The organism is Pseudomonas sp. NPDC087185 (assembly GCF_044744955.1).
Classification (GTDB): Bacteria; Pseudomonadota; Gammaproteobacteria; order Pseudomonadales; family Pseudomonadaceae; genus Aquipseudomonas.
Map to the genome: position 1 here is coordinate 69,093 of NZ_JBIUZK010000005.1, position 24,128 is coordinate 93,220.

Consider the following 24,128-nt stretch of genomic DNA (forward strand, 5'->3'; position numbering starts at 1 on the left):
GCATGGGCCCCTTCGCGGGCAAACCCGCGAACGACCGCACAGCGGTCACAGACTGCCACAGAGACATAAGACTTGCCCCACACCCCCCAACGTCGCTGGTACCTCCCGGTCACCCTGACCGCCGCCCTAGTGCTCCTGCCCCTGAGCGTCCTGCTGCTGTCCTGGCAGTCGGTCGACCTGCAGATCTGGTCGCACCTGCTCGACACCCAGATGAGCCGCCTGCTTGGCAACACCCTCACCCTGGTGCTGGGGGTAGGCGTAGGCGTGACCCTACTCGGCGTCAGCCTGGCCTGGCTCACCAGCCTTTGCGAATTCCCCGGCAGACGCTGGCTGGATTGGGCGCTGATGCTGCCGTTCGCTATCCCCGCCTATGTGCTGGCCTTCGTCTTCGTCGGCCTGCTGGATTTTGCCGGCCCCGTGCAAAGCGCCTTGCGCGAGGTGTTCGGGCCGATGCGCCTGCCGCGGGTACGTTCCACCGGTGGGGTGATCATTGTCCTGGTGCTGGTGTTCTACCCCTACGTCTACCTGCTCGCGCGCACGGCGTTCCTGGCCCAGGGCAAGGGCCTGATGGAGGCGGCGCGGGTGCTTGGCCTGTCGCCGCTGCAAGCCTTCTGGCGGGTTGCCCTGCCGATGGCACGGCCAGCCATTGGCGCTGGCATCGCGCTGGCCTTGATGGAGACGCTGGCCGATTTCGGTGCCGTGGCGGTGTTCAATTTCGACACCTTCACCACGGCCATCTACAAGACCTGGTACGGCTTCTTCAGCCTCTCCAGCGCGGCCCAACTGGCCAGCTTGTTGCTGCTGGCGGTGATGGTGGTGCTGTACGGCGAACGCCGTGCCCGCGGTGCGGCGCGCAGCGGTAACGAACGCCCTCGCGGGCAGGCGCTCTACCATCTGCGGGGCATCAAGGCGCTGATGGCCAGTGGCTGGTGCCTGCTGGTGTTCGCCTGTGCATTCGTCATCCCGCTGCTGCAGTTGCTGACGTGGTTCTGGCAGCGCGGGCGGCATGACCTGGATGAGCGTTACATCGGCCTGGTGCTGCACACGCTTTACCTGGGCGCCATGGCCGCCTTGATCACGGTGTGCGTGGCGCTGCTGCTGGCCTTTGCCCGGCGGCAGGCCCCGACCGGCGGCATCCGTGCCGGGGTCGGCCTGGCCAACTTGGGCTATGCCTTGCCCGGTTCGGTACTGGCCGTGTCGATCATGCTGGCCTTCAGTTACCTCGACAATCAGCTGGTGATCCCGCTGTCCACGTGGCTGGGCGGTGCCGGCAAGCCGCTGCTGCTGGGCAGCCTGGCGGCGTTGCTGCTGGCCTATCTGGTGCGGTTTATCGCCGTGGCCTATGGGCCACTGGAGGGCAGCCTGGAGCGCATCCGCCCGTCGCTGCCGGAGGCTTCGCGCAGCCTGGGCGTCGGTGGCGCGAGATTGTTTTTCAAGGTGTATCTGCCACTGCTGGTCCCAGGCGCGCTCAGCGCCGCGCTGTTGGTTTTCGTCGACGTGCTGAAGGAAATGCCCGCCACCTTGCTGATGCGCCCGTTCGGCTGGGACACCCTCGCGGTCCGGGTGTTCGAGATGACCAGCGAAGGCGAGTGGGCGCGTGCCTCGCTGCCTGCCTTGACCCTGGTGCTGGTGGGGTTGCTGCCGGTCATCGGCCTGATTCGCCGCTCCGCCAAACGCCCCGGTCACAATCACTGAAGGTGCCAGCCCGCGCCCTTGCGGCTACAATGCGCGGCATTCGCGCGACGGGTCCTACAAGAAGAGCTGACGACTAAACGTCATCGACCGCCGCCGCTTCGCCACGCCCGGAAGGAGAAACCCATGGGACAGCGCACGCTTTTATACGACCTGCACCTGGCGCTTGGCGCCAAGACGGTCGATTTCGGTGGCTGGGACATGCCCCTGCACTATGGCTCGCAGGTCGAGGAGCACCATCAGGTGCGCAGTGACTGTGGGGTGTTCGATGTTTCCCACATGACCGTGATCGACATCGATGGCAGCGATGCCGGCGCCTGGCTGCTGCGACTACTGGCCAACGACGTTGGCCGCCTCGAAGGTGTCGGCAAGGCACTGTACAGCCCGCTGCTCAACGAAGCGGGCGGGGTCATCGACGACCTGATCGTCTACCGGACTGAACCCGGTTATCGTTTGGTCACCAACGCCGCCACTCGGGCCAAGGTGCTGGCTTGGCTCGAAGCCCAGAGCAGCGGGTTTTCGGTCGGTATCGAGGTGCGCCCGGACCTGGCCATTCTCGCTATCCAGGGGCCCCAGGCCCGGGAAAAGGTCGCCGCCTTGCTCAGTGCCTCGCGTGCAGCATTGATTCGCGAGCTGCGCCCCTTCGAAGGGCTGGCCGAGGGCGACTGGTTCATTGCCCGCACGGGTTATACCGGTGAAGATGGGCTGGAGATCATCCTCCCGGGCCACGAGGCCGTCGCTTTCTACAACGACCTGGTCGGCGCCGGTATCGCCCCCAGCGGTCTGGGCGCCCGCGACACGCTGCGCCTGGAGGCCGGCATGAACCTCTACGGCCAGGACATCGACGAAAGTCATACTCCGCTGACGTCCAACCTGGGGTGGAGCATTGCCTGGGAGCCCGCCGAGCGCGACTTCATCGGCCGCACCGGCCTGCTGGCGGAAATCGAGCATGGCGTGCAGGACAAACTGGTCGGCCTGGTGCTGGAAGAACGCGGTGTTTTGCGTGCCCACCAGGTGGTTCGCGTGGCCGGTATTGGCGAAGGGGAGATCACCAGTGGTAGTTTCTCTCCTACGTTGAGCAAATCCATTGCCCTGGCGCGTGTACCCATGGCCACCGGCGACCGTGCCGAGGTAGAGATTCGCGGCAAGTGGTACCCGGTGCGGGTGGTCAAACCGACCTTCGTGCGCCACGGCAAGATTCTGATCTGAACAATTAACGGCGGGCCGACCGCTGACCCAATCGAGGAATACAAGACATGAGCAATATCCCCGCCGATCTGCGTTTTGCCGAAAGCCATGAGTGGGCCCGTCTGGAAAGCGACGGCACAGTGACCGTTGGCATCAGCGACCACGCACAGGAAGCCCTGGGTGACGTCGTGTTCGTCGAACTGGCAGAAGTCGGCAAGGTGTTCGGCCAAGGCGACGCCGCTGGCGTGGTCGAGTCGGTTAAGGCCGCTTCGGACATCTATGCCCCGATCGGTGGCGAAGTGATCGCGGTCAACGAAGCGCTGGCCGATAGCCCGGAACAGCTCAACGAAGAGCCTTACGATGCCTGGATCTTCAAGCTGAAGCCCAGCAACCCGGCGGAACTGGACAACCTGCTGGATGCTGCCGGTTACAAGGCTGCTATCGGCGAATAAGCCCCAGCGCACCCTTCGCGGGTAAACCCGCGAAGAGGCCAGCCCTGCATCTGCAAGTTTCCCCGCAGAATCGGCAATCCTTCCTAGACTTATAAGTCTCCATGAGGCCTGGTCTAGGAAGAGAGCGTCGTCATGTCCCAGTCGCCATCCCTGCATCAACTGCAAGAGCTCAACCCGTTCCTGCGCCGCCATCTGGGGCCCGATGCCTCGGAGCAGCAGGCCATGCTCAGCGCCCTCGGCCTGAACAACCGCAGCGAGCTGATCGAGCAGACCGTCCCGCCGGGCATCCGCTTCAACCGCGCACTCGACCTGCCACCGGCACTGGACGAACAGGCCGCGCTGGCCAAACTGGCCGGCTACGCCGAGCAGAACCAGGTCTGGACCAGCCTGATCGGCATGGGCTACCACGGCACCGTCACGCCAACCGTCATCCTGCGCAACGTGTTGGAAAACCCCGGCTGGTACACCGCCTATACGCCTTATCAGCCAGAAATCGCCCAAGGCCGGCTGGAAGCCCTGCTCAATTTCCAACAAATGGTCATCGACCTCACAGGCCTTGCCCTGGCCAATGCCTCGCTGCTGGATGAAGCCACCGCAGCTGCCGAAGCCATGGCCCTGGCCAAACGCGTGGCGCGCAACAAGAGCAATGCGTTCTTTGCCGACGAACACTGCCACCCGCAAACATTGTCAGTGCTGAAAACCCGAGCGGAAGGTTTCGGTTTCGAGCTGATCGTCGACGCTGTGGATAACCTCGCCCAGCACCAGGTATTCGGTGCTTTGCTGCAGTATCCAGACACTCATGGCGAGGTGCGTGACCTGCGCCCGCTGATCGATCAGTTGCACAGCCAGCAAGCCCTCGCCTGCGTGGCGGCCGACTTGCTCAGCTTGGTGGTGTTGACCCCGCCTGGCGAGCTCGGCGCCGATGTGGTGCTGGGTTCGACCCAGCGCTTTGGTGTACCCATGGGCTACGGTGGCCCCCATGCGGCCTACTTCGCCTGCCGCGACGACTACAAACGGGCCATGCCGGGGCGCATCATCGGGGTATCGCGCGATGCCCGTGGCAACACCGCGCTGCGCATGGCCCTGCAGACCCGCGAGCAGCATATCCGCCGCGAGAAGGCCAACTCCAACATCTGCACGGCCCAGGTGCTGCTGGCCAACATTGCCGGCTTCTATGCTGTTTACCACGGCCCTGAGGGCTTGCAACGCATCGCCCAGCGCGTGCACCGGCTGACCTTCGTGCTGGCCGCCGGCCTCGAAGCCAAAGGCATCAAACGCCTCAACCAGCATTTCTTCGACACCCTCACCCTGGATGTCGGCGGTGCACAGGCGGCGATCATCGAGAGCGCGGAAGCGGCGCAGATCAACCTGCGCATTCTCGGGCGCGGGCACCTGGGCGTGAGCCTGGACGAGACCTCCAATGAAAGCACTGTGCTGAGGCTGTTCGACATCTTCCTCGGGGTGGATCACGGCCTGGACATCGCCGCGCTCGACCAGCAAGCCCTGCCCGAAGGCATTCCTGCGGCACTGGCAAGGCGTACGCCGTTCCTTGCTCACCCGGTGTTCAACCTGCACCACAGCGAAACCGAGATGCTGCGCTACCTCAAGCAGCTGGAAAACAAGGACCTGGCGCTGAACCAATCGATGATCCCGCTGGGTTCCTGCACCATGAAGCTCAACGCCACCAGCGAGATGATCCCCATCACCTGGCCAGCCTTCGCCAATCTCCATCCCTTTGCGCCTGCGGCCCAGGCCACCGGCTACAAGGCGATGATCGACGAGCTGGAGAGCTGGTTGTGCGCCATCACCGGTTTTGACGCCATCTGCATGCAGCCCAACTCCGGTGCCCAGGGTGAGTACGCCGGGCTGATGGCGATCACCCGTTACCACCGCAGCCGGCATCAGCCGCAACGCACGCTGTGCCTGATCCCTTCGTCGGCCCACGGCACCAACCCCGCTTCGGCACAGATGGCCGGCATGGAGGTCGTGATCGTCGACTGTGACGATGACGGCAACGTCGACCTCGAAGACCTCAAGGCCAAGGCCCAGGCAGCGGGGGACCGGTTGTCTTGCCTGATGGTCACCTATCCCTCCACGCATGGGGTGTACGAAGAAGGCATTCGTGAAATCTGTGAGGTCGTGCACCAGCACGGCGGCCAGGTGTACATGGACGGCGCCAACCTCAACGCCCAGGTCGGGCTGGCGCGGCCGGCCGACATCGGTGCCGATGTGTCGCACATGAACCTGCACAAGACCTTCTGCATCCCCCATGGCGGTGGCGGCCCGGGCATGGGGCCGATTGGTATCCGGGGTCACCTGAAACCGTTCGTCGCCAGTCACCCGGTGGTGCCGGTGCCGGGCCTGGACCCGAATAACAGCGCAGTCAGCGCCGCGCCCTGGGGCAGTGCGAGCATTCTGCCGATCAGTTGGATGTACATCGCCATGATGGGCCCGCAGCTGGCCGATGCCAGCGAAGTGGCGATCCTCTCCGCCAACTACCTTGCCCGCCAGCTCGGTGGCGCCTTCCCCGTGCTGTACCGAGGCCGCAACCAGCGGGTGGCGCATGAATGCATTCTGGACCTGAGGCCGCTCAAGGCGCAGACCGGCATCAGCGAGGAGGATGTCGCCAAGCGCCTGATGGACTATGGATTCCATGCCCCGACCATGTCATTCCCGGTACCGGGCACCCTGATGGTCGAGCCGACCGAGAGCGAATCGAAGGCCGAGCTGGACCGGTTCGTAGAGGCGATGCTGGCGATCCGTGCGGAGATTGACGCGGTGCAGGACGGCACCTGGCCGGCAGAGGACAACCCGCTCAAGCATGCGCCGCATACCCTGGCCGATGTGCTGGCACCGTGGCACCGACCGTACAGCCTGGAGCAGGCGGTCGCCCCCAGCGCTCACGTGCGCCAGCACAAATACTGGCCAGCGGTGAACCGGGTCGACAATGTGTATGGAGACAGGAATCTGTTCTGTGCGTGTGTGCCGGTCGAGGCGTACCGCTGATATCGGTGTTGGCTTCATCGCCGGCAAGCCGGCTCCCACAGGTGCTGCACTGGATTTGAAAGCGGCGGGGTACTGTGGGAGCGGCTTTGCCCGCGAAAAGGGCGGCGCGGTTATTCGGCTACAGCGTTTTTGGCCAGGATGGCATTCGCCAGTTCCATGTCGCTGGCTTGCATCCCGGGGTTCTCAGCCCGCACTTGACGCATCGCTGCCTCCAGATACGGCCCGCGAATTTCGCCCTCGCTGGCCACAAAGCTGCCGGCGTCATCCTGCGCTGCGATGACCAATTTGTGATCGCGGGAGGTCAGGTAGGTGGATGCCGTCGTCGCGCCGGACGAAATCACGTTACGCCAGAAGGTGTCGGCAAAGGCGGAGCCAACGGGCAGCGAAAGCAGGGCAGCGGCTGCGATGGCGGTTTTGAGACGCATGATAAAACACCTCGAAGGGTGAGGGCTGATGGTGCCCGCTTGGATCGTGCAAAAGGGGCGCAAGTTCCTTGTATGCAAGGGTTTTTCGCTCACCCACAAACCCGAAACACTTCCTCGGCAAGGGTCAGCCCACGGGCGACTTTGGCCTCGCCGCAGCGGCGCAGGTCCAGCAGCCCTTCATCCTGGGCCTGTTGCCGCAAGCTGGCCAGATCGGCGCCCGCGCCGATCCGGGCACGCAGGCTTTCGCTTGGCACCAACAGCTCGAACAGCCCGGTGCGGCCGTGAAAGCCGGTGCCCCTGCACAGCAGGCACGGCCGGCCGCTGGCTTGGCATTCATGGCACAGCAAGCGCACCAGGCGCTGAGCCATCACCCCAGCCAGGGTCGCCTTGATCAGGTAATCGGCCACGCCCAGCTCCAGCAGGCGGGTGATGGCGCCACAGGTATCGTTGGTGTGCAGGGTCGACAGCACCAAGTGCCCGGTCAGGGCTGCCTGCACCGCCACCAGGGCCGTCTCGCGGTCGCGGATTTCGCCGATCATGATGATGTCCGGGTCCTGGCGCAGCAGGGCGCGCACGCCGTTGGCAAAACCCAGGTCCAGGGCCGGTTGTACCTGCAACTGGTTGAACGCCGGCTCCAGGCGCTCGATCGGGTCTTCGATGGTGCACAGGTTGACCTCGGGCGTGGCCAGCCGCTTGAGGCTGGCGTAGAGCGTACTGGTCTTGCCCGAGCCAGTGGGGCCGGTGACCAGCAGGATGCCCTGGCGGCGCTGCAGCAGTGTCTGCCACTGTGCAAGCTGGTCGCCTTCCAGGCCAAGGTGATCGAAGTCCTCCTGCAGCTGCTGCGGGTCGAACAGCCTCAGCACCAGCTTCTCGCCAAAGGGCGTGGGCAGGGTCGACAGGCGCAGCTCCACTTCGCCGCCACCGGCCAGGCTGCTCTTGACGCGGCCGTCCTGCGGGCGGCGTTTTTCCGCAACATCCATGCGGCCCAGGTGCTTCAGGCGGCTGACGACGGCCAGGGTCACGCTGGCAGGAAAGGCGTACACCGTGTGCAACAGGCCATCTATGCGGTAGCGCAGGCGGCCCTGTTCGCGGCGCGGCTCCAGGTGGATATCGCTGGCGCGCTGCTCGATGGCGTACTGCAGCAGCCAATCGACGATGTGCACGATATGCGCATCGTCGGCCGTTGCCTCGCCCTGGCGCTTGCCCAGCTCCAGCAGTTGCTCCAGCTCGCCGAGGCTGGCCGATTGCTGGTGCTGAGCACCCTGCACCGAGTGCGCCAGGCGGAACAGTGACTGGCCCAGTTGGCGCAGCTGAAGCGGGCTGGCCAGCACCCGGCGGATCGGTTTGCCCAGGCTGCGCGACAGGTCGGTTTGCCAGTCGTGCTGGAACGGCTGTGCGCTGGCCACGGTGATGCCGCTGCTGTCGCTGGCGAGAATGAGGATGCCGTGGCGTTGGGCGAAGGCCGGGGAGATCAGCCCGTTGATCTGAGACAAGTCGAGCTGCAGGGGGTCGATACGCCGATAAGGCTGGCCGACCTTGCTCGCCAGCCACTGGCACAAGCTGTCCAGGTGCAGGCGCTGGCCGGGGTGCAGGCGGTCTTCCAGGTTCAGGGCGGCGATGGTTTCCAGGGGGTGACTGAAAGGCCGTGGGGTAGCGAGTTCGAGTACCTGCAGTGCATCGCTGGCGGTCAGGCATCGGTCGGCTTGCAGGGCATCCAGCAGGCCTTTGAGGTCGAGGGATAAATCGTCGGGTTTGTGCATGGCGGCATCCGTGCCAGGTGGTGAGTGCCTGGTGAAGGCTAGCCGGGGCTGCTGGAAGAAGCGCTGAAAAGGGTTTCGGGATCTTGCTGTGCCGCGATCAGACCACCGCCAGCTCAACCCGCATCTGGTTTTCCAGCGTGACCTCGCCGACACACACCAGGTTGCGCAATTTTTGCGCAATCACTTCGGCCCGGTGCCAGCTCAGCCCGCCAATGCCGATTTCGATGTCGAGCAGATCTTCCTGCTGGCTCACCTGCACGGTGTGCGGTGTCAGAAACTGCAGGGCGAACAGGTTGAGCACCCGGCACAGCGTGTCCGGCTCCGCTTCGGCCTGCAGGCGATAGCTCACGCTGCTGTGGCTGGCGTTGGCGGCCCAGGCGTCGGATCGGGGCAGGGGGCGTTCGAGTGCGTTCATGCTGGTCTCCGCTGAAGTGGGAGAAATTCTTGCACGTTGGCGCCGGCATTTTTTCGCTATGATTCGAAGAATTTGCCACGTGTGCAAATTGATCAATTCGAAAAAATGTCATTTGAGGAATCATTAATGCAAGGCGAACTGGATGCCTATGACCGGCGCATTCTTGAACTGCTGCAGGAGGACGCTTCACTGTCCAGCGCGCAGATCGCGGAGCGCGTAGGCCTGTCGCAGTCGCCGTGCTGGCGACGCATCCAGCGGCTGAAGGAGGAGGGGGTAATCCGCGGCCAAGTGACTTTGCTCGACCGCAAGAAGGTCGGCCTGAACACGCAGATTTTCGCCGAGGTGAAACTCAACGCCCATGGCCGTTCCAACTTCACCGAATTCACCGAGGCGATCCGCGGTTTTCCGGAGGTGCTGGAGTGTTATGTGCTGATGGGGGCGGTGGACTTCCTGCTGCGGATCGTTACGCAGGATATCGAAGCTTATGAACGGTTCTTCTTCGAAAAACTGTCGAATGTGCCGGGGATTCAGGAGGTCAATTCGATTGTGGCGCTGTCCGAGATCAAGTCCACCACCAGCCTGCCACTGATGCGGTGAAGCCATCGCCGGCTTGCCGGCGATGGGGGCGCTGGGCAATCAAGCCTTGAGCAGGTGCTTCCAGCCACGGCTCTGATCGATCGCACGGGCCTGCTCGATGCGCGCCTCGAGCAACTCGCCCGGCTCTTCGCCCAGCGGCAGTTCGGCCAGTTCGTGCAGCTTTTTCAGGTCGCCATACAGGCGGTCCATCTGCGGTGCTTCCAGCACCTGACGCGCATGGTGCAGCCAGGCGAGCAGCTGTTCGATACGGGGCAGCTGCTCAGCCAGGTCTTCTGGGCGCTGGGTGTACAGCGGCAGCTTCAGCGCACGGCCCTCTTCGCCCAGCAGGTGTGCCAGCCAGCTGGCCAGTTGCGCCTTGCCCTGGCGCTCGCCGCGGCCCTTGCGCTCAACGGTCCAGGCGCGGGCCAGCAGCCAGCGCGAGGTTTCCAGGGAGAACTGGCCCCAGCGCACGTCTTCGAGCTCTTCAAGGAACTGCTCGGGCGCTGCGCGGCGGATGTCTTCGTCGTCGTTGCCGGCCTGCACCAGCGGGCGCCAGTCTTCCAGCAGCGCGTCGAGGCTGGCGCGCAGGTCGCGGGTGGTGGGGCGCGGCGCGGCCTGGCCCAGGCTTGCGACCAGTGCACGCAGCTCGGCCAGGGACTGCACCCAGTCCTGCAGCAGGCGCCAGTGGCCATTGTGGCGGTACTGCTCGGCCAGGCGCTGGCTGCTGCCGAGCAACTGCCAGGCGAGGGCGGTGAAGGCATCATCCAAGGCCATTTCGGCGTCCAGCTCGGTGCTCGGCAGGCCCAGCTCGTAGCTGTCCGGCGCCAGCAGGCGGTAGCCGCGCTCGGCCTTGCTGATGTCGCATGGCATCAGCGGCAGGCTGGCCGCAAGCTCCGCGGCCAGTTCCAGCAGGGCTTCGGGAGCGCCTTCGCGCAGTTCCAGCTCCAGCTCGCAGATCGCTTCCTTGCGCTTGCCGGCAATGACGAAGCCTTGGTCCAGCGCCGCCTCGATCACCACCTTGCTCTTGCCGCGGCCCCAGGCGATTTCAGCGAACTCGCGGGTGAAATCGGTGGTGAACAGCGGCTTGATGGTTTTCTTGTCCAGCTCGGCCAGCTGCTCGGGCCAGCAGGTGGCGTCGAGCTTTTTCAGGTCGAGCTTGACCTTGTCCAGCTGCCACTCGAACTCATTGCGCTCGGACAGCCCGGCGACGCTCTGGCCGCGGCACTTCAAGGTCTGGATGATGGCCTCGCCATCGCGGCGCAGGCGCAGCGCAACACGGGCCGCAGAAAGCTCGCGCTCCGGGGTGTCGAAGTACTGGTTGAGCAGTTCGCGGGTCTGCCAGCCGGACTTGTTGCGCTTTTTCAGCAGAGGGTGCTCGCGCAGTGCGGCCAGGGTGTCGCGGCTGGCGCGAAGCTTGAGTTCGGTTTCTTTGTGCATCGCAGGCTCGAAGGGAAGGCGTGATTGCCGTGCAGTCTACAGGACTGGGCCGGCAACGGTTTATTCCTTACGGCGGATGGCCCTATGATGGGCAACGCTTCCGAGGAGTACGCGCATGCCGTTGCCAACGCTGAAAGACCAGTTTGCCGCTTTGATCGCCGCGCCCTCGGTCAGTTGCACCCAACCCGCACTGGACCAGTCCAACCGCCAGGTCATCGACCTGCTGGCCGGCTGGTTGGGCGACCTGGGTTTCCGTTGCGACATCCAGCAGGTCAGCCCTGGCAAGTTCAACTTGCTGGCCAGCCGTGGCACCGGCCCGGGCGGCTTGGTGCTGGCCGGCCATAGCGATACGGTGCCGTACGATGAGCAGCTGTGGGCCAGCGACCCGCTGAAGCTGACCGAGGTTGACGGCCGCTGGGTGGGCCTGGGCAGCTGCGACATGAAGGGCTTTTTCGCCCTGGTCATCGAAGCGGTGATTCCGCTGCTGGAGCATGACTTCAAGCAGCCGTTGCTGATCCTCGCCACGTGCGACGAAGAAAGTTCGATGTCCGGCGCCCGCGCCCTGGCCGAGGCCGGCCAGCCGCTGGGCCGCGCGGCGGTCATCGGTGAGCCGACGGGCCTGCGGCCGATCCGCATGCACAAGGGCATTCTCATGGACCGCATCGATATCCTTGGCCGCAGTGGCCATTCGTCCGACCCCAATCTGGGCCGCAGCGCGATGGAAGCCATGCACGCGGTGATGGGCGAGCTCATGGCCCTGCGCCGGCAATGGCAGGAAACCTTCCGCAACCCGCAGTTCACTGTGCCCACGCCGACCCTGAACTTCGGCTGCATCCACGGCGGCGACAACCCCAACCGCATCTGCGGGCAATGCGCCCTGGAGTTCGACCTGCGCCCGCTGCCGGGTATGGATGTCGAGCAGTTGCGTGCGGCCATCCGCGAAAAACTTCAGCCTGTGGCCGAGCGCCATGAGGTGCGCATCGACTACGCGCCACTGTTCCCGGAAGTGCCTGCGTTCGAGCAAGCCGCCGACGCCGAGCTGGTGCAAGTGGCCGAGCGCCTGACCGGCCATCGCGCCGAGGCGGTGGCGTTTGGCACCGAGGCGCCTTATCTTCAGCAGCTGGGTTGCCAGACCATCGTGCTTGGCCCTGGCGACATTGCCTGTGCCCACCAGCCCGGCGAATACCTTGAAATGTCACGAATCGAGCCTACCGTGCGTCTATTGCGTGACCTGATCCGGCACTATTGCCTGAATTAAACGTCCACCCTGCTGATTCGTTCTTGCCTAGAGGAGACCGCGCGTGACCGCAAGCCTGTTCCGACGATGATCCTGAACGCCGTGTGATCCAACGTTCTCCGTCCACTTTATCCACAGGCCCTGTCATGCCCGATTACGTCAACTGGCTGCGTCATGCTTCCCCGTACATCAATGCCCATCGCGACTGCACCTTTGTGGTCATGCTCCCCGGCGATGGGGTTGAACACCCGAATTTCGGCAATATCGTCCACGACCTGGTGCTGTTGCACAGCCTCGGCGTGCGCCTGGTGCTGGTGCACGGTTCGCGCCCACAGATCGAGAGCCGCCTTGCCGCCCGTGGGCTGACCCCGCACTACCACCGTGGCCTGCGCATCACCGATGCGGCCACCCTGGACTGCGTGATCGACGCGGTGGGGGCCTTGCGCCTGGCCATCGAAGCGCGCCTGTCGATGGACATCGCCGCCTCGCCGATGCAGGGGTCGCGCCTGCGCGTGGCCTGCGGCAACCTGGTGACCGCGCGGCCTATCGGCGTGCTCGAAGGGGTCGACTACCACCACACCGGCGAAGTCCGGCGCATCGATCGCAAGGGCATCAGCCGCCTGCTCGATGAGCGCTCCATCGTGCTGCTGTCGCCGTTGGGCTACTCGCCGACCGGCGAGATCTTCAACCTCGCCTGCGAAGACGTGGCCACCCGCGCCGCCATCGAACTGGGTGCCGACAAGCTGCTGCTGTTCGGCGCCGAACCCGGCTTGCTGGACGAGCACGGCAAGCTGGTGCGCGAGCTGCGCCCGCAGCACATCGCACCGCACTTGGCCAGGCTGGGCAGCGATTACCAGGGCGAGCTGCTGGATGCCGCCGCCGAGGCCTGCAAAGGCGGCGTGGCGCGTAGCCATATCGTCAGCTATGCCGAGGACGGTGCACTGTTGACCGAGCTGTTCACCCGCGGCGGTGGCGGCACGCTTGTGTCGCAAGAGCAGTTCGAAGTGGTGCGCGAGGCGACCATCGAGGATGTCGGTGGTTTGCTGGAGCTGATCAGCCCGCTGGAAGAGCAGGGCATCCTGGTGCGCCGTTCGCGCGAAGTGCTGGAGCGCGAGATCGAACAGTTCAGCGTGGTTGAACGCGAGGGCATGATCATCGCCTGCGCGGCGCTGTACCCGATTGCCGACTCGCAGGCCGGTGAGCTGGCGTGCCTGGCGGTGAACCCGGAGTACCGCCATGGCGGGCGCGGTGACGAGCTGCTGGAACGGATTGAGAGCCGGGCGCGGCAGTTGGGCCTGAATACGCTGTTCGTGCTTACCACGCGGACCGCGCACTGGTTCCGCGAGCGTGGTTTTGCGCCGAGTGGGGTAGAGCGGCTGCCGGCGGCGCGGGCGTCGCTGTACAACTACCAGCGTAATTCGAAGATTTTCGAGAAGTCACTGTAATGCAGTGGCTGCGCAGCGGCCCCAAGATCCCAATGAAAAACGCCGCCCCAGAGGGCGGCGTTTTCATTTACACGGTATGCAGATACCAGTTGTACTCGAGGTCGGAGATCGAGTGTTCGAACTCCTCCAGCTCGCTCTCCTTGCACGCGACGAAGATGTCGATGTACTTCGGATCGATGTACTTGTTCAGGATCTCGCTGTCGTCCAGCTCGCGTAGGGCATCGCGCAGGTTGTTCGGTAGGCTCTGCTCAAGCTGCTCGTACGAGTTGCCTTCGATCGGCGCGCCAGGCTCGACCTTGTTGGTCAGGCCATGGTGCACACCCGCCAGCACGGCGGCCATCATCAGGTACGGGTTGGCGTCGGCACCGGCTACGCGGTGTTCCAGGCGTACGGCGTCGGCCGAACCCGTCGGCACGCGCAGGGCCACGGTACGGTTGTCCAGGCCCCAGCTCGGCGCGTTGGGCACGTAGAACTGTGCGCCAAAGCGACGGTACGAGTTGACGTTCGGGCAGAGGAACGCCATGGACGCGGGCAGGGTCTCGAGCACACCGCCGACAGCGTGACGTAGCGCGGCGTTCTGCTCGGGATCCTCGCTGGTGAAGATGTTGTTGCCATCCTTGTCCAGCACGGAAATGTGTACATGCAGGCCGTTGCCTGCCTGGCCCGGGTAGGGCTTGGCCATGAAGGTGGTGTCCATTTCATGGTCGTAGGCGATGTTCTTGATCAGCCGCTTGAGCAGCACGGCATAGTCACAGGCCTTGAGCGGGTCGGCGACGTGGTGCAGGTTGACTTCGAACTGCGCCGGGGCGCTTTCCTTGACGATGGCGTCGGCGGGGATGCCTTGCTCCTTGGCACCTTCGAGGATGTCCTGGAGGCAATCGGCGTATTCGTCGAGGTCGTCGATCAGGTACACCTGGGTCGACTGCGGGCGCTTGCCCGAGATCGGCGAGCGGGGTGGCTGCGGGCGGCCGTTCACGTTCTCCTGGTCGATCAGGTAGAACTCCAGCTCGAACGCGGCGCAGATGGTCAGGCCCATGTCGTCGAACTTGCTGACGACCTGGCGCAGCACTTCACGCGGGTCGGCGAAGAACGGCTCGCCTTCGAGTTCGTGCATGGTCATCAGCAGCTGGGCGGTAGGGCGCTTCTGCCAGGGCTCGTTGCACAGCGTGTCAGGGATCGGGTAGCAGATGCGGTCAGCATCACCGATGTCCAGGCCAAGACCGGTGCTTTCGACGGTGGAACCGTTGATGTCGAGGGCGAAGAGGGAGGCCGGCAGGTTGATGCCTTTCTCGTAAACCTTGTGGAGGCTGGTGCGCTCAATGCGCTTGCCACGCACCACACCATTCATATCTGCAATCAGAAGGTCAACGTAGAGAACCTCAGGATGTTCCTTAAGGAACGCGTTCGCTTCGTTAAGCTGAACGGCACGCGGGGGTACCGACATGATGCAACACCTTTGTTGTTAAAAATATCAATCAAGGGGGGCTTGCAGGACCAGTCAATCGAAAAGACCTACTGATGTCAAGCCAACCCCATGATGCCCTGAAATGGCACATCTACGGCAGATTTGCTGCATATCGGGGCGTGCCATTATCCGCTATTTCCCTGCTGAAGGGCTATCTCCGACATGCCGTGTTTTATTTTTTACGGAGGTGTTGTGTAAAAAAATGAACAAGGCTAAGCTCGGTCACAACCCAAAACACAATAATACGAGGGTCACATGGTCCGCTTGTCGCGACCTGAAACCACTGCCTTTGCAGTGCGCTCGGGCATCCCTGTCGTTCCTGCAAGCATCAATCGCGCTGTGGCCGGCCTGGCCGCAATAATTGACGCTTTGCGCACCTGGACCACACCTCGTAGCGACATTTCGCTTCCTGTCTTGTCTTCCTGCCCTTCGAACTCATTACGGACACGCTTGTTTTCAGTGTATCCACTGTGCTCCTGCGTGGGTGTTTTTGCTTTAGCAATCCACTCCATCCAGAATCAATGCGCGGACCACATTACCTCCTGAGGTATCTATGAGTAACAACCTCGACCAGCTCACCGATTGGTTGAAAGAGCACAAGATCACCGAAGTCGAATGCCTGATCAGCGACTTGACCGGCATCACTCGCGGCAAGATCTCGCCGACCAACAAATTCATCGCCGAAAAAGGCATGCGCCTGCCCGAGAGCGTGTTGCTGCAGACCGTGACCGGCGATTACGTCGATGACGACATCTATTACGAACTGCTCGACCCGGCCGACATCGACATGATCTGCCGCCCTGACGAGAACGCCGTGTTCCTCGTGCCGTGGGCCATCGAGCCGACCGCGCAGGTCATCCACGACACCTACGACAAGCTGGGCAACCCGGTCGAGCTGTCGCCGCGCAACGTCCTGAAGAAAGTCCTCAAGCTCTACGCCGACAAGGGCTGGCAGCCGATTGTCGCGCCGGAGATGGAGTTCTACCTGACCAAGCGCAGCGAAGACCCGGACTTCCCGTTGCAACCGCCGGTAGGTCGTTCGGGCCGCCCGGAAACCGGCCGTCAGTCGTTCTCCATCGAGGCCGCCAACGAATTCGACCCGCTGTTCGAAGACGTCTATGACTGGTGCGAACTGCAGCAGCTGGACCTCGACACGCTGATCCACGAAGACGGCACGGCGCAGATGGAAATCAACTTCCGTCACGGCAATGCCCTGCACCTGGCCGACCAGATCCTGGTGTTCAAACGCACCATGCGTGAGGCGGCGCTCAAGCACAACGTGGCGGCCACCTTCATGGCCAAGCCGATGACCGGCGAGCCGGGCAGCGCCATGCACCTGCACCAGAGCGTGGTGGATGCGGTCACCGGCAAGAACATCTTCAGCAATGAAGACGGCAGCATGAGCGAACTGTTCCTCAACCACATTGGCGGCCTGCAGAAGTTCATCCCCGAAGCGCTGCCGCTGTTCGCGCCCAACGTCAACTCGTTCCGCCGCTTCCTGCCCGACACCTCGGCGCCAGTGAACGTGGAATGGGGCGAGGAGAACCGCACCGTCGGCCTGCGCGTGCCGGATGCCGGCCCGCAGAACCGCCGCGTCGAAAACCGCCTGCCGGGCGCCGATGCCAACCCGTACCTGGCCATCGCCGCCAGCCTGCTGTGCGGCTATATCGGCATGGTCGAAGGCATCGCCGCCAGCGCGCCGGTCCAGGGCCGTGGCTACGAACGGCGCAACCTGCGCCTGCCGCTGACCATCGAAGATGCCCTGGAACGCATGGAAGTCAGCCGCGCGCTGACCCAGTACCTGGGCAAGAAATTCATCGCCGGCTACGTCGCCACCAAACGCGCCGAGCATGAGAACTTCAAGCGAGTCATCAGCTCCTGGGAGCGTGAGTTCCTGCTGTTTGCTGTGTGATCAACCCCTGAGGCCGCCCACCGGCGGCCTGCGGACCCTGGAGAAGCACATGAGCGTCAAAAACCCGCAAACCCGTGAATGGCAAACCCTGAGCGGCGAGCACCACCTTGCACCTTTCAGTGACTACAAGCAGCTGAAGGAGAAGGGGCCGCGCATCATCACCAAGGCGCAGGGCGTGCATTTGTGGGACAGCGAGGGCAACAAGATCCTCGACGGCATGGCCGGCCTGTGGTGCGTGGCGGTCGGTTATGGCCGTGAAGAGCTGGTGCAGGCTGCCGAAAAGCAGATGCGCGAGCTGCCGTACTACAACCTGTTCTTCCAGACGGCCCACCCGCCTGCACTGGAGCTGGCCAAGGCCATCACCGATGTGGCGCCCGAGGGCATGACCCATGTGTTCTTCACCGGCTCCGGCTCCGAAGGCAACGACACTGTGCTTCGCATGGTTCGCCATTACTGGGCGCTCAAGGGTAAACCCCACAAGCAGACCATGATTGGCCGCATCAACGGCTACCACGGCTCCACCTTCGCGGGTGCGTGCCTGGGCGGCATGAGCGGCATGCACGAGCAGGGCGGCCTGCCGATCCCGGGCATCGTGCACATCCCGCAGCCGTACTGGTTCGGTGACGGCGGCGACATGAGCCCCGACGATTTCGGCGTGTGGGCGGCCGAACAGCTGGAGAAGAAGATCCTGGAGGTTGGCGAAGACAACGTCGCCGCCTTCATCGCCGAGCCGATCCAGGGTGCTGGCGGCGTGATCATCCCGCCGCAAACCTACTGGCCGAAGGTTAAAGAGGTCCTCGCCAAGTACGACATCCTGTTCGTCGCCGACGAAGTGATCTGCGGCTTCGGCCGTACCGGCGAGTGGTTCGGCTCCGACTACTACGACCTCAAGCCCGACCTGATGACCATCGCCAAGGGCCTTACCTCCGGTTACATCCCCATGGGCGGTGTGATCGTGCGTGACAAGGTGGCCCAGGTGCTCAGCGAAGGCGGCGACTTCAACCACGGCTTCACCTATTCCGGTCACCCGGTGGCGGCCGCTGTTGGCCTGGAAAACCTGCGCATCCTGCGCGACGAGAAGGTCGTCGAGAAGGCCCGCACGGAAGTGGCACCCTACTTGCAAAAACGTCTGCGTGAGCTGCAGGACCACCCGTTGGTGGGCGAGGTACGCGGCCTGGGCCTGCTTGGCGCGATCGAGCTGGTCAAGGACAAGGCCACCCGCAGCCGTTACGAAGGCAAAGGTGTGGGCATGGTGTGCCGCAACTTCTGCTTCGAAAACGGCCTGATCATGCGTGCGGTGGGCGACACCATGATCATCGCGCCGCCGCTGGTGATCAGCCATGCAGAGGTCGACGAGCTGGTGGAAAAGGCGCGCAAATGCCTGGACCTCACCTACGAAGCGATCAAGTGAGCACCTGCTAGGCTAGCGAAGTGACATTAAGTCGTTACAAGGGGCTGCTTTCCTTGAAACAGCGCCTTGTAACTTGCCAGACTAGCGGCTGTTCCAGTCGCCCGGCGCTCTGCACCGTAGGTCCTGGCTGCTGAACAGATGGCTAAATAAAAATTCTGGAGCATGACGCATGAAAAAAATGGGCAAGACGTTGCTGGCCGCCGCCCTGATGGGTGCCATGGCGACCGCTGTTCAGGCTGATGACAAGGTGCTGCACGTCTACAACTGGTCTGACTACATCGCCCCGGACACCGTGGCCAACTTCGAGAAAGAGACGGGCATCAAGGTGGTCTACGACGTCTTCGACAGCAACGAAACCCTCGAAGCCAAGCTGCTGGCAGGCAAGTCCGGCTATGACATCGTCGTGCCGTCCAACAACTTCCTGGCCAAGCAGATCAAGGCCGGCGTCTACCAAGAGCTGGACCGCTCCAAGCTGGCAAGCTGGAAGAACCTCGACCCTGCCCTGCTCAAGGCGGTGGGCGACGCCAGCGACCCCGGTAACAAATATGCCTTCCCCTACATGTGGGGCTCCATCGGCATCGGCTACAACCCTGAGAAGGTCAAGGCCGCGCTGGGCATCGACAAGATCGACTCGTGGGACGTCGTGTTCAAGCCTGAGAACATCGAAAAACTCAAAAGCTGCGGCGTGAGCTTCCTCGATGCACCGACCGAGATGATCCCGGCTGCGCTGCACTTCCTGGGCAAGCCGAGCGACAGCACCAAGAAAGAAGACCTGAAAGCTGCGGAAGATCTGTTCCTGAAGATTCGTCCGTCGATCACCTACTTCCACTCCTCCAAGTACATCTCCGACCTCGCCAACGGCAACATCTGTGTGGCGGTGGGTTACTCGGGTGACCTGGAGCAGTCCAAGGCCCGTGCCCACGAGGCTGGCGACAAGGTCAAGCTGAGCTATGTGATTCCGAAGGAAGGTGCCGGCACCTTCTATGACATGGTCGCCATTCCGAAAGACGCCGAGAACGTCGACGCGGCCTACAAGTTCATGGAATACCTGCTGCAGCCGAAAGTGATGGCCGGCATTACCAATGCCGTGCGTTTCCCGAACGGCAACAAGGCCGCCACCGAGTTCGTGGACAAGGACATCACCAGCGACCCGGCCATCTACCCATCTGACGAAGTGAAGGCGCAACTGTACGCCATCAAGGCGCCAGAGAAGGCCGCCCAGCGCGACATCACCCGCAGCTGGACCAAGATCAAGTCGGGCAAGTAAGCCTGTTGCAGCACCTCTGGGCCGGGGTTTTCCGGCCCAGAGCCAGTGAATGGCAATTGATGATTGCGGCATCGAGGCTGCGAAGGTAAGTTGCGCGCCGGTTTTGCCTGCGCGGCAGCGCTGCGCCGTTACCAAGGCACTGATTGTGAGGACCACCCACTTGTCTATTTCTGTATTACGCAAAGCCTTGATGGCTGGAGCGGGCCTGACGCTGGCATGCAGCGTCCAAGCGGCGCCTACGGTGCATTTGTACAACTGGTCCGACTACATCGGCCCGACCACATTGGCGGACTTCGAAAAGGCCACGGGGGTCAAACCCGTGCAGGACGTTTTCGACTCCAATGAAACCCTGGAAGGCAAGCTGCTGGCCGGCAACACCGGCTATGACGTGGTGGTGCCGTCCAACCATTTCCTCGGCAAGCAGATCAAGGCGGGCGCCTTCCAGAAGCTCGACAGAAACCTGCTGCCCAATTATTCCAACCTCGACCCGGCGCTGATGAAGCGCCTGGAAAAGAACGACCCGGGCAACCTTTACGCCGTGCCTTACCTATGGGGCACCAACGGCATCGGCTACAACGTTGACAAGGTCAAGGCAGCACTGGGCGTGGACGCCATCGACTCCTGGGCCGTGCTGTTCGAGCCCGAGAACATGAAGAAGCTCTCCAAGTGCGGTGTGGCCTTCCTCGACTCGGCTGACGAGATGCTGCCGGCGGTGCTCAACTATATGGGGCTGAACCCCAACAGCACCGACCCCAAGGACTATGCAAAGGCCGAGCAGAAGCTGCTGGCCGTGCGCCCGTACGTGACCTACTTCCACTCGTCCAAGTACATCACCGACCTGGCCAACGGCGACATTTGCGTCGCGGCAGGTTTCTCCGGCGATGTGTTCCAGGCCAAGGCCCGCGCTGAAGAAGCGAAGAAAGGCGTGAACCTGGCCTACGCGATTCCCAAGGAAGGCGGCAACCTCTGGTTCGACGTGCTGGCGATCCCCGCGGACGCCAAGAACGTCAAAGAGGCGCACGCTTTCATCAACTATTTGCTGAAGCCTGAGGTTATCGCCCAGGTCAGTGATTACGTCGGTTACGCCAACCCGAACCCCAAGGCTGGCGACCTGATGGACCAGGCCGTGAGGACTGACGCCGCGGTTTACCCACCGCAGGAAGTGCTGGACAAGATGTTCGTCAACAGTGAGTTGCCACCCAAGGTGCAACGTTTGATGACCCGCAGCTGGACCAAGGTCAAGTCGGGCAAGTAACAATCCAGGCCCGCCGCAAACGCCGCGGCGGGCACACAAATCTTGTTGGGAGTTTCACTCATGGCAGTTGCCTCCGGTGCCTATAAGAAAGCCCTCGAGGGTGGCCAGCAACCCAAGCAGGTGCTGGTCAAGATCGACCGGGTCACGAAAAAGTTCGACGAAACCATCGCCGTTGACGATGTCTCGCTGGAAATCCGCAAGGGCGAGATTTTCGCCCTGCTGGGTGGCTCCGGTTCTGGCAAGTCGACCTTGCTGCGCATGCTGGCCGGCTTCGAGCGCCCTACCGAAGGACGGATCCTGCTCGATGGCGTCGACATCACCGACATGCCGCCCTACGAACGGCCGATCAACATGATGTTCCAGTCCTACGCGCTGTTCCCGCACATGACCGTGGCGCAGAACATCGCTTTCGGCCTGCAGCAGGACAAGCTGCCCAAGGCCGATATCGACGCCCGCGTGGCCGAGATGCTCAAGCTGGTGCACATGACCCAGTACGCCAAGCGTAAGCCGCACCAGCTGTCCGGTGGCCAGCGCCAGCGCGTGGCCCTCGCCCGCTCATTGGCAAAGCGCCCCAAGCTGCTGTTGCTCGACGAGCCGATGGGCGCGCTGGACAAAAAACTGCGTTCGCAGATGCAGCTGGAGCTGGTCGAGATCATCGAGCGCGTGGGGGTAACCTGCGTAATGGTGACCCACGACCAGGAAGAGGCCATGACCATGGCCCAGCGCATCGCCATCATGCACCTGGGCTGGATTGCCCAGATCGGTTCGCCTGTGGATATCTACGAGACGCCGACCAGCCGCCTGGTGTGCGAGTTCATCGGCAACGTCAACCTGTTCGAGGGTGAAGTGGTCGACGACGCCGAAGGCCACGCGATCATTGCCAGCCCGGAGCTGGAGCGCAAGATCTACGTCGGCCATGGCATCACCACCTCGGTCGAAGACAAGCACATCACCTACGCCCTGCGCCCGGAGAAGTTGCTGGTGACCACCAAGCAGCCTGAGTTCGAGCACAACTGGTCGCGCGGCAAGGTCCACGACATCGCCTACCTGGGTGGCCACTCGGTGTTCTACGTCGAGCTGCCGAGCGGCAAGCTGGTGCAGTCGTTCGTCGCCAACGCCGAGCGCCAGGGCACACGCCCGACCTGGGGCGATGAAGTGTACGTGTGGTGGGAAGACGACAGCGGCGTGGTACTGCGGTCATGAAACTGCGCAAGCTCAAGCGAGCCTTCCAGCGCCTGGTCCCGGAGGGGCGGCACCTGGTGATCGGCGTGCCGTTCATCTGGCTGTTCCTGTTCTTCATGCTGCCGTTCTTCATCGTCTTGAAGATCAGCTTTGCCGAAGCCGACGTGGCGATCCCGCCGTATACCGAGATCTACACCTACGTCGAAGACAAGATCCAGTTGGTGCTCAACCTGGCCAACTACGGCCTGTTGACCGAGGATGAGCTGTACATCTCGGCCTACCTGGGGTCGTTGAAGATGGCCTTCTTCAGCACCTTGCTGTGCCTGCTGATCGGCTACCCGATGGCCTACGCCATCGCTAACGCCAAGAAGGAGTCCCAGACGGTCCTGCTGTTGCTGATCATGATGCCGACATGGACCGCGATCCTGATCCGCGTCTATGCCTGGATGGGCATTCTCAGCAACAACGGCCTGCTCAATGGCTTCCTGATGTGGACAGGGCTGATCGACCAGCCGCTGCAGATCCTCAACACCAACCTGGCGGTGTATATCGGCGTGGTCTATTCGTACCTGCCGTTCATGATCCTGCCGTTGTTCGCCAACCTGGTGAAGCATGACCAGAGCCTGCTGGAGGCTGCATCGGACCTGGGTTCAAGCACCTTCAACAGCTTCTGGAAAATCACCGTGCCGCTGTCGAAGAACGGCATCATCGCCGGCTGCATGCTGGTGTTCATCCCGGTGGTGGGCGAGTTCGTGATTCCTGAGCTGCTGGGCGGCCCGGAAACCCTCATGATCGGTAAAGTGCTGTGGCAGGAATTCTTCAACAACCGCGACTGGCCGGTGGCATCTGCCCTGGCGGTGGTGATGCTGGCGATCCTGATCGTGCCGATCCTGCTGTTCAACCGCAGCCAGGCCAAAGAAATGGAGGGCCGCGCATGAAACGCTTCAGTTTCTCCAAGCTGATGCTGGTGTTCGGCTTGCTGTTCATCTACCTGCCGATGCTGATCCTGGTGATCTACTCCTTCAACGCCTCCAAGCTGGTGACGGTGTGGGGTGGTTGGTCGATCAAGTGGTACGTCGGCCTGCTCGACAACACCCAGCTGATGGGTTCGGTGATGCGCTCGCTGGAGATCGCCTGCTACACGGCGGTGGCCGCAGTGGCGCTGGGTACCCTGGCGGCCTTCGTGCTGACCCGGGTCACTCGCTTCAAGGGCCGCACACTGTTCGGTGGCCTGGTCACCGCGCCGCTGGTGATGCCCGAGGTGATTACCGGCCTGTCGCTGTTGCTGCTGTTCGTGGCCATGGCGCAGATGATCGGCTGGCCGCAGGAGCGCGGCATCGTCACCATCTGGATCGCCCACACCACGTTCTGCGCGGCCTATGTGGCGGTAGTGGTGTCGGCGCGGTTGCGTGAGCTGGACCTGTCTATCGAAGAGGCGGCCATGGACCTGGGCGCCAAGCCGTGGAAGGTGTTCTTCCTGATCACCATCCCGATGATCGCGCCATCGCTGGCGGCGGGCGGCATGATGTCGTTCGCCTTGTCGCTCGATGACCTGGTACTCGCCAGCTTCGTCTCCGGCCCTGGCTCGACCACCTTGCCGATGGAAGTGTTCTCGGCGGTGCGCCTGGGCGTCAAGCCAGAGATCAACGCTGTGGCCAGCCTGATCCTGCTGTCGGTGTCGCTGGTGACCTTCTTCGTCTGGTTCTTCAGCCGCCGTGCCGAAGAGCGTCGCCGCAAGGCGATCCAGCAGGCGATCGAAGAGGGTGCGGCGGCCAACGTATCGCAGCCGCAGATCAAACGCCCGACGGCAGCTGCCGCGTCGGCCTGACGGGCCCTTTCGCGGGTAAACCCGCTCCCACAGGGACACCACGGTTCTCAACTGTGTCCAATCCTGTGGGAGCGGGCTTGCCCGCGAAGATGCCGCATGCACGTCATAACCGCCCAACTGACCCCTGTCAGTGTTTTTTCTGAACCCTGATCTACGCTAACAGTCGCATCCCACG

20 protein-coding genes are annotated in these 24,128 nt (G+C 63.1%); 14 read left to right on the top strand and 6 right to left on the bottom strand.

The features are described from left to right. Window positions 1–72 precede the first annotated feature (72 nt). From ACIPIJ_RS17940 to gcvP, 4 genes are all read left to right on the top strand, one after another. Entirely contained in the window at window positions 73–1,695 is a 1,623-nt protein-coding gene (locus ACIPIJ_RS17940) for an ABC transporter permease (protein WP_401079089.1), read from the top strand. A 123-nt stretch (window positions 1,696–1,818) separates the two neighbouring features. Continuing rightward, window positions 1,819–2,901, top strand: coding sequence for a glycine cleavage system aminomethyltransferase GcvT (gene gcvT, locus ACIPIJ_RS17945; protein ID WP_401079092.1), 1,083 nt, complete (start codon window positions 1,819–1,821; stop codon window positions 2,899–2,901). Window positions 2,902–2,948: 47 nt separating this feature from the next. Beyond that, window positions 2,949–3,332, top strand: coding sequence for a glycine cleavage system protein GcvH (gene gcvH, locus ACIPIJ_RS17950; RefSeq protein WP_401079094.1), 384 nt, complete (start codon window positions 2,949–2,951; stop codon window positions 3,330–3,332). Window positions 3,333–3,464: 132 nt separating this feature from the next. Next, window positions 3,465–6,338, top strand: coding sequence for an aminomethyl-transferring glycine dehydrogenase (gene gcvP / locus ACIPIJ_RS17955; RefSeq protein WP_401079097.1), 2,874 nt, complete (start codon window positions 3,465–3,467; stop codon window positions 6,336–6,338). A 110-nt stretch (window positions 6,339–6,448) separates the two neighbouring features. Here gcvP and ACIPIJ_RS17960 read toward each other — a convergent pair whose 3' ends face one another. From ACIPIJ_RS17960 to ACIPIJ_RS17970, 3 genes are all read right to left on the bottom strand, one after another. Then, window positions 6,449–6,763, bottom strand: a complete 315-nt coding sequence (locus tag ACIPIJ_RS17960; RefSeq protein WP_401079100.1) for a DUF2388 domain-containing protein — start codon at window positions 6,761–6,763, stop codon at window positions 6,449–6,451. Window positions 6,764–6,852: 89 nt separating this feature from the next. Then, entirely contained in the window at window positions 6,853–8,523 is a 1,671-nt protein-coding gene (locus tag ACIPIJ_RS17965; protein ID WP_401079103.1) for a GspE/PulE family protein, read from the bottom strand. 97 nt (window positions 8,524–8,620) lie between these two features. Continuing rightward, window positions 8,621–8,938: a hypothetical protein gene (locus ACIPIJ_RS17970; RefSeq protein WP_401079105.1), complete on the bottom strand. Its 318-nt coding sequence runs from the start codon at window positions 8,936–8,938 to the stop codon at window positions 8,621–8,623. Window positions 8,939–9,064: 126 nt separating this feature from the next. Between ACIPIJ_RS17970 and ACIPIJ_RS17975 the strand changes: the two genes are divergently transcribed. Beyond that, window positions 9,065–9,535 carry an Lrp/AsnC family transcriptional regulator gene (locus tag ACIPIJ_RS17975; protein ID WP_401079108.1) on the top strand — a complete coding sequence of 157 codons (471 nt, stop codon included), beginning with the start codon at window positions 9,065–9,067 and terminating at the stop codon, window positions 9,533–9,535. Between the two features lie 39 nt (window positions 9,536–9,574). Here the strand turns inward: ACIPIJ_RS17975 and ACIPIJ_RS17980 are convergent, their stop codons facing one another. Further along, window positions 9,575–10,951 (bottom strand): inorganic triphosphatase, encoded by a 1,377-nt coding sequence (locus ACIPIJ_RS17980; protein WP_401079110.1) that lies wholly within the window; start codon window positions 10,949–10,951, stop codon window positions 9,575–9,577. Between the two features lie 115 nt (window positions 10,952–11,066). Between ACIPIJ_RS17980 and argE the strand changes: the two genes are divergently transcribed. Further along, on the top strand, window positions 11,067–12,209 hold the full coding sequence (gene argE / locus ACIPIJ_RS17985; RefSeq protein ID WP_401079112.1) for an acetylornithine deacetylase: 1,143 nt from the start codon (window positions 11,067–11,069) through the stop codon (window positions 12,207–12,209). Between the two features lie 125 nt (window positions 12,210–12,334). Further along, complete coding sequence (gene argA / locus ACIPIJ_RS17990) at window positions 12,335–13,633, top strand: amino-acid N-acetyltransferase (RefSeq protein WP_401079114.1); 1,299 nt, start codon at window positions 12,335–12,337, stop codon at window positions 13,631–13,633. A 67-nt stretch (window positions 13,634–13,700) separates the two neighbouring features. Here the strand turns inward: argA and ACIPIJ_RS17995 are convergent, their stop codons facing one another. Together ACIPIJ_RS17995 and ACIPIJ_RS18000 are read right to left on the bottom strand one after the other, a co-directional pair. After that, entirely contained in the window at window positions 13,701–15,077 is a 1,377-nt protein-coding gene (locus ACIPIJ_RS17995) for a glutamine synthetase family protein (protein ID WP_401079116.1), read from the bottom strand. 272 nt (window positions 15,078–15,349) lie between these two features. Next, window positions 15,350–15,610 carry a hypothetical protein gene (locus ACIPIJ_RS18000; protein WP_401079117.1) on the bottom strand — a complete coding sequence of 87 codons (261 nt, stop codon included), beginning with the start codon at window positions 15,608–15,610 and terminating at the stop codon, window positions 15,350–15,352. 41 nt (window positions 15,611–15,651) lie between these two features. On the opposite strand from ACIPIJ_RS18000, the gene ACIPIJ_RS18005 reads away from it, so the two are divergent. The 7 genes from ACIPIJ_RS18005 to ACIPIJ_RS18035 all read left to right on the top strand — a co-directional run bounded on the left by ACIPIJ_RS18005 (window position 15,652) and on the right by ACIPIJ_RS18035 (window position 23,953). Further along, on the top strand, window positions 15,652–17,010 hold the full coding sequence (locus ACIPIJ_RS18005) for a glutamine synthetase family protein (protein ID WP_401079119.1): 1,359 nt from the start codon (window positions 15,652–15,654) through the stop codon (window positions 17,008–17,010). Between the two features lie 49 nt (window positions 17,011–17,059). Further along, window positions 17,060–18,421, top strand: a complete 1,362-nt coding sequence (locus tag ACIPIJ_RS18010; RefSeq protein ID WP_401079121.1) for an aspartate aminotransferase family protein — start codon at window positions 17,060–17,062, stop codon at window positions 18,419–18,421. 169 nt (window positions 18,422–18,590) lie between these two features. Continuing rightward, the gene (locus tag ACIPIJ_RS18015) at window positions 18,591–19,688 is read left to right on the top strand and encodes a polyamine ABC transporter substrate-binding protein (protein ID WP_401079122.1); all 1,098 of its coding nucleotides are present in this window, start codon (window positions 18,591–18,593) and stop codon (window positions 19,686–19,688) included. Between the two features lie 160 nt (window positions 19,689–19,848). Beyond that, a complete protein-coding gene (locus tag ACIPIJ_RS18020) occupies window positions 19,849–20,943 on the top strand; it encodes a polyamine ABC transporter substrate-binding protein (RefSeq protein ID WP_401079124.1) in 1,095 nt (364 codons plus the stop codon). A 60-nt stretch (window positions 20,944–21,003) separates the two neighbouring features. Continuing rightward, a complete protein-coding gene (potA, locus tag ACIPIJ_RS18025) occupies window positions 21,004–22,146 on the top strand; it encodes a polyamine ABC transporter ATP-binding protein (protein WP_401079126.1) in 1,143 nt (380 codons plus the stop codon). Beyond that, window positions 22,143–23,063 carry an ABC transporter permease subunit gene (locus ACIPIJ_RS18030; protein WP_401079128.1) on the top strand — a complete coding sequence of 307 codons (921 nt, stop codon included), beginning with the start codon at window positions 22,143–22,145 and terminating at the stop codon, window positions 23,061–23,063. Before potA ends, ACIPIJ_RS18030 begins: the two co-directional genes overlap by 4 nt. Next, a complete protein-coding gene (locus tag ACIPIJ_RS18035; protein ID WP_401079130.1) occupies window positions 23,060–23,953 on the top strand; it encodes an ABC transporter permease subunit in 894 nt (297 codons plus the stop codon). The genes ACIPIJ_RS18030 and ACIPIJ_RS18035 overlap by 4 nt, the downstream gene beginning before the upstream one ends. The last annotated feature ends 175 nt before the right edge of the window (window positions 23,954–24,128 follow it).

Coding starts and splice junctions, on each gene's coding strand:
- ACIPIJ_RS18005 (WP_401079119.1), top strand. CDS start 15,652: ATGAGTAACAACCTCGACCAGCTCACCGATTGGTTGAAAGAGCACAAG.
- ACIPIJ_RS18010 (WP_401079121.1), top strand. CDS start 17,060: ATGAGCGTCAAAAACCCGCAAACCCGTGAATGGCAAACCCTGAGCGGC.
- ACIPIJ_RS17975 (WP_401079108.1), top strand. CDS start 9,065: ATGCAAGGCGAACTGGATGCCTATGACCGGCGCATTCTTGAACTGCTG.
- ACIPIJ_RS18030 (WP_401079128.1), top strand. CDS start 22,143: ATGAAACTGCGCAAGCTCAAGCGAGCCTTCCAGCGCCTGGTCCCGGAG.
- potA (WP_401079126.1), top strand. CDS start 21,004: ATGGCAGTTGCCTCCGGTGCCTATAAGAAAGCCCTCGAGGGTGGCCAG.
- ACIPIJ_RS17965 (WP_401079103.1), bottom strand. CDS start 8,523: ATGCACAAACCCGACGATTTATCCCTCGACCTCAAAGGCCTGCTGGAT.
- argE (WP_401079112.1), top strand. CDS start 11,067: ATGCCGTTGCCAACGCTGAAAGACCAGTTTGCCGCTTTGATCGCCGCG.
- gcvH (WP_401079094.1), top strand. CDS start 2,949: ATGAGCAATATCCCCGCCGATCTGCGTTTTGCCGAAAGCCATGAGTGG.
- ACIPIJ_RS17960 (WP_401079100.1), bottom strand. CDS start 6,763: ATGCGTCTCAAAACCGCCATCGCAGCCGCTGCCCTGCTTTCGCTGCCC.
- ACIPIJ_RS18000 (WP_401079117.1), bottom strand. CDS start 15,610: ATGGAGTGGATTGCTAAAGCAAAAACACCCACGCAGGAGCACAGTGGA.
- ACIPIJ_RS17980 (WP_401079110.1), bottom strand. CDS start 10,951: ATGCACAAAGAAACCGAACTCAAGCTTCGCGCCAGCCGCGACACCCTG.
- gcvP (WP_401079097.1), top strand. CDS start 3,465: ATGTCCCAGTCGCCATCCCTGCATCAACTGCAAGAGCTCAACCCGTTC.
- argA (WP_401079114.1), top strand. CDS start 12,335: ATGCCCGATTACGTCAACTGGCTGCGTCATGCTTCCCCGTACATCAAT.
- ACIPIJ_RS17995 (WP_401079116.1), bottom strand. CDS start 15,077: ATGTCGGTACCCCCGCGTGCCGTTCAGCTTAACGAAGCGAACGCGTTC.
- ACIPIJ_RS18015 (WP_401079122.1), top strand. CDS start 18,591: ATGAAAAAAATGGGCAAGACGTTGCTGGCCGCCGCCCTGATGGGTGCC.
- ACIPIJ_RS18035 (WP_401079130.1), top strand. CDS start 23,060: ATGAAACGCTTCAGTTTCTCCAAGCTGATGCTGGTGTTCGGCTTGCTG.
- ACIPIJ_RS17970 (WP_401079105.1), bottom strand. CDS start 8,938: ATGAACGCACTCGAACGCCCCCTGCCCCGATCCGACGCCTGGGCCGCC.
- gcvT (WP_401079092.1), top strand. CDS start 1,819: ATGGGACAGCGCACGCTTTTATACGACCTGCACCTGGCGCTTGGCGCC.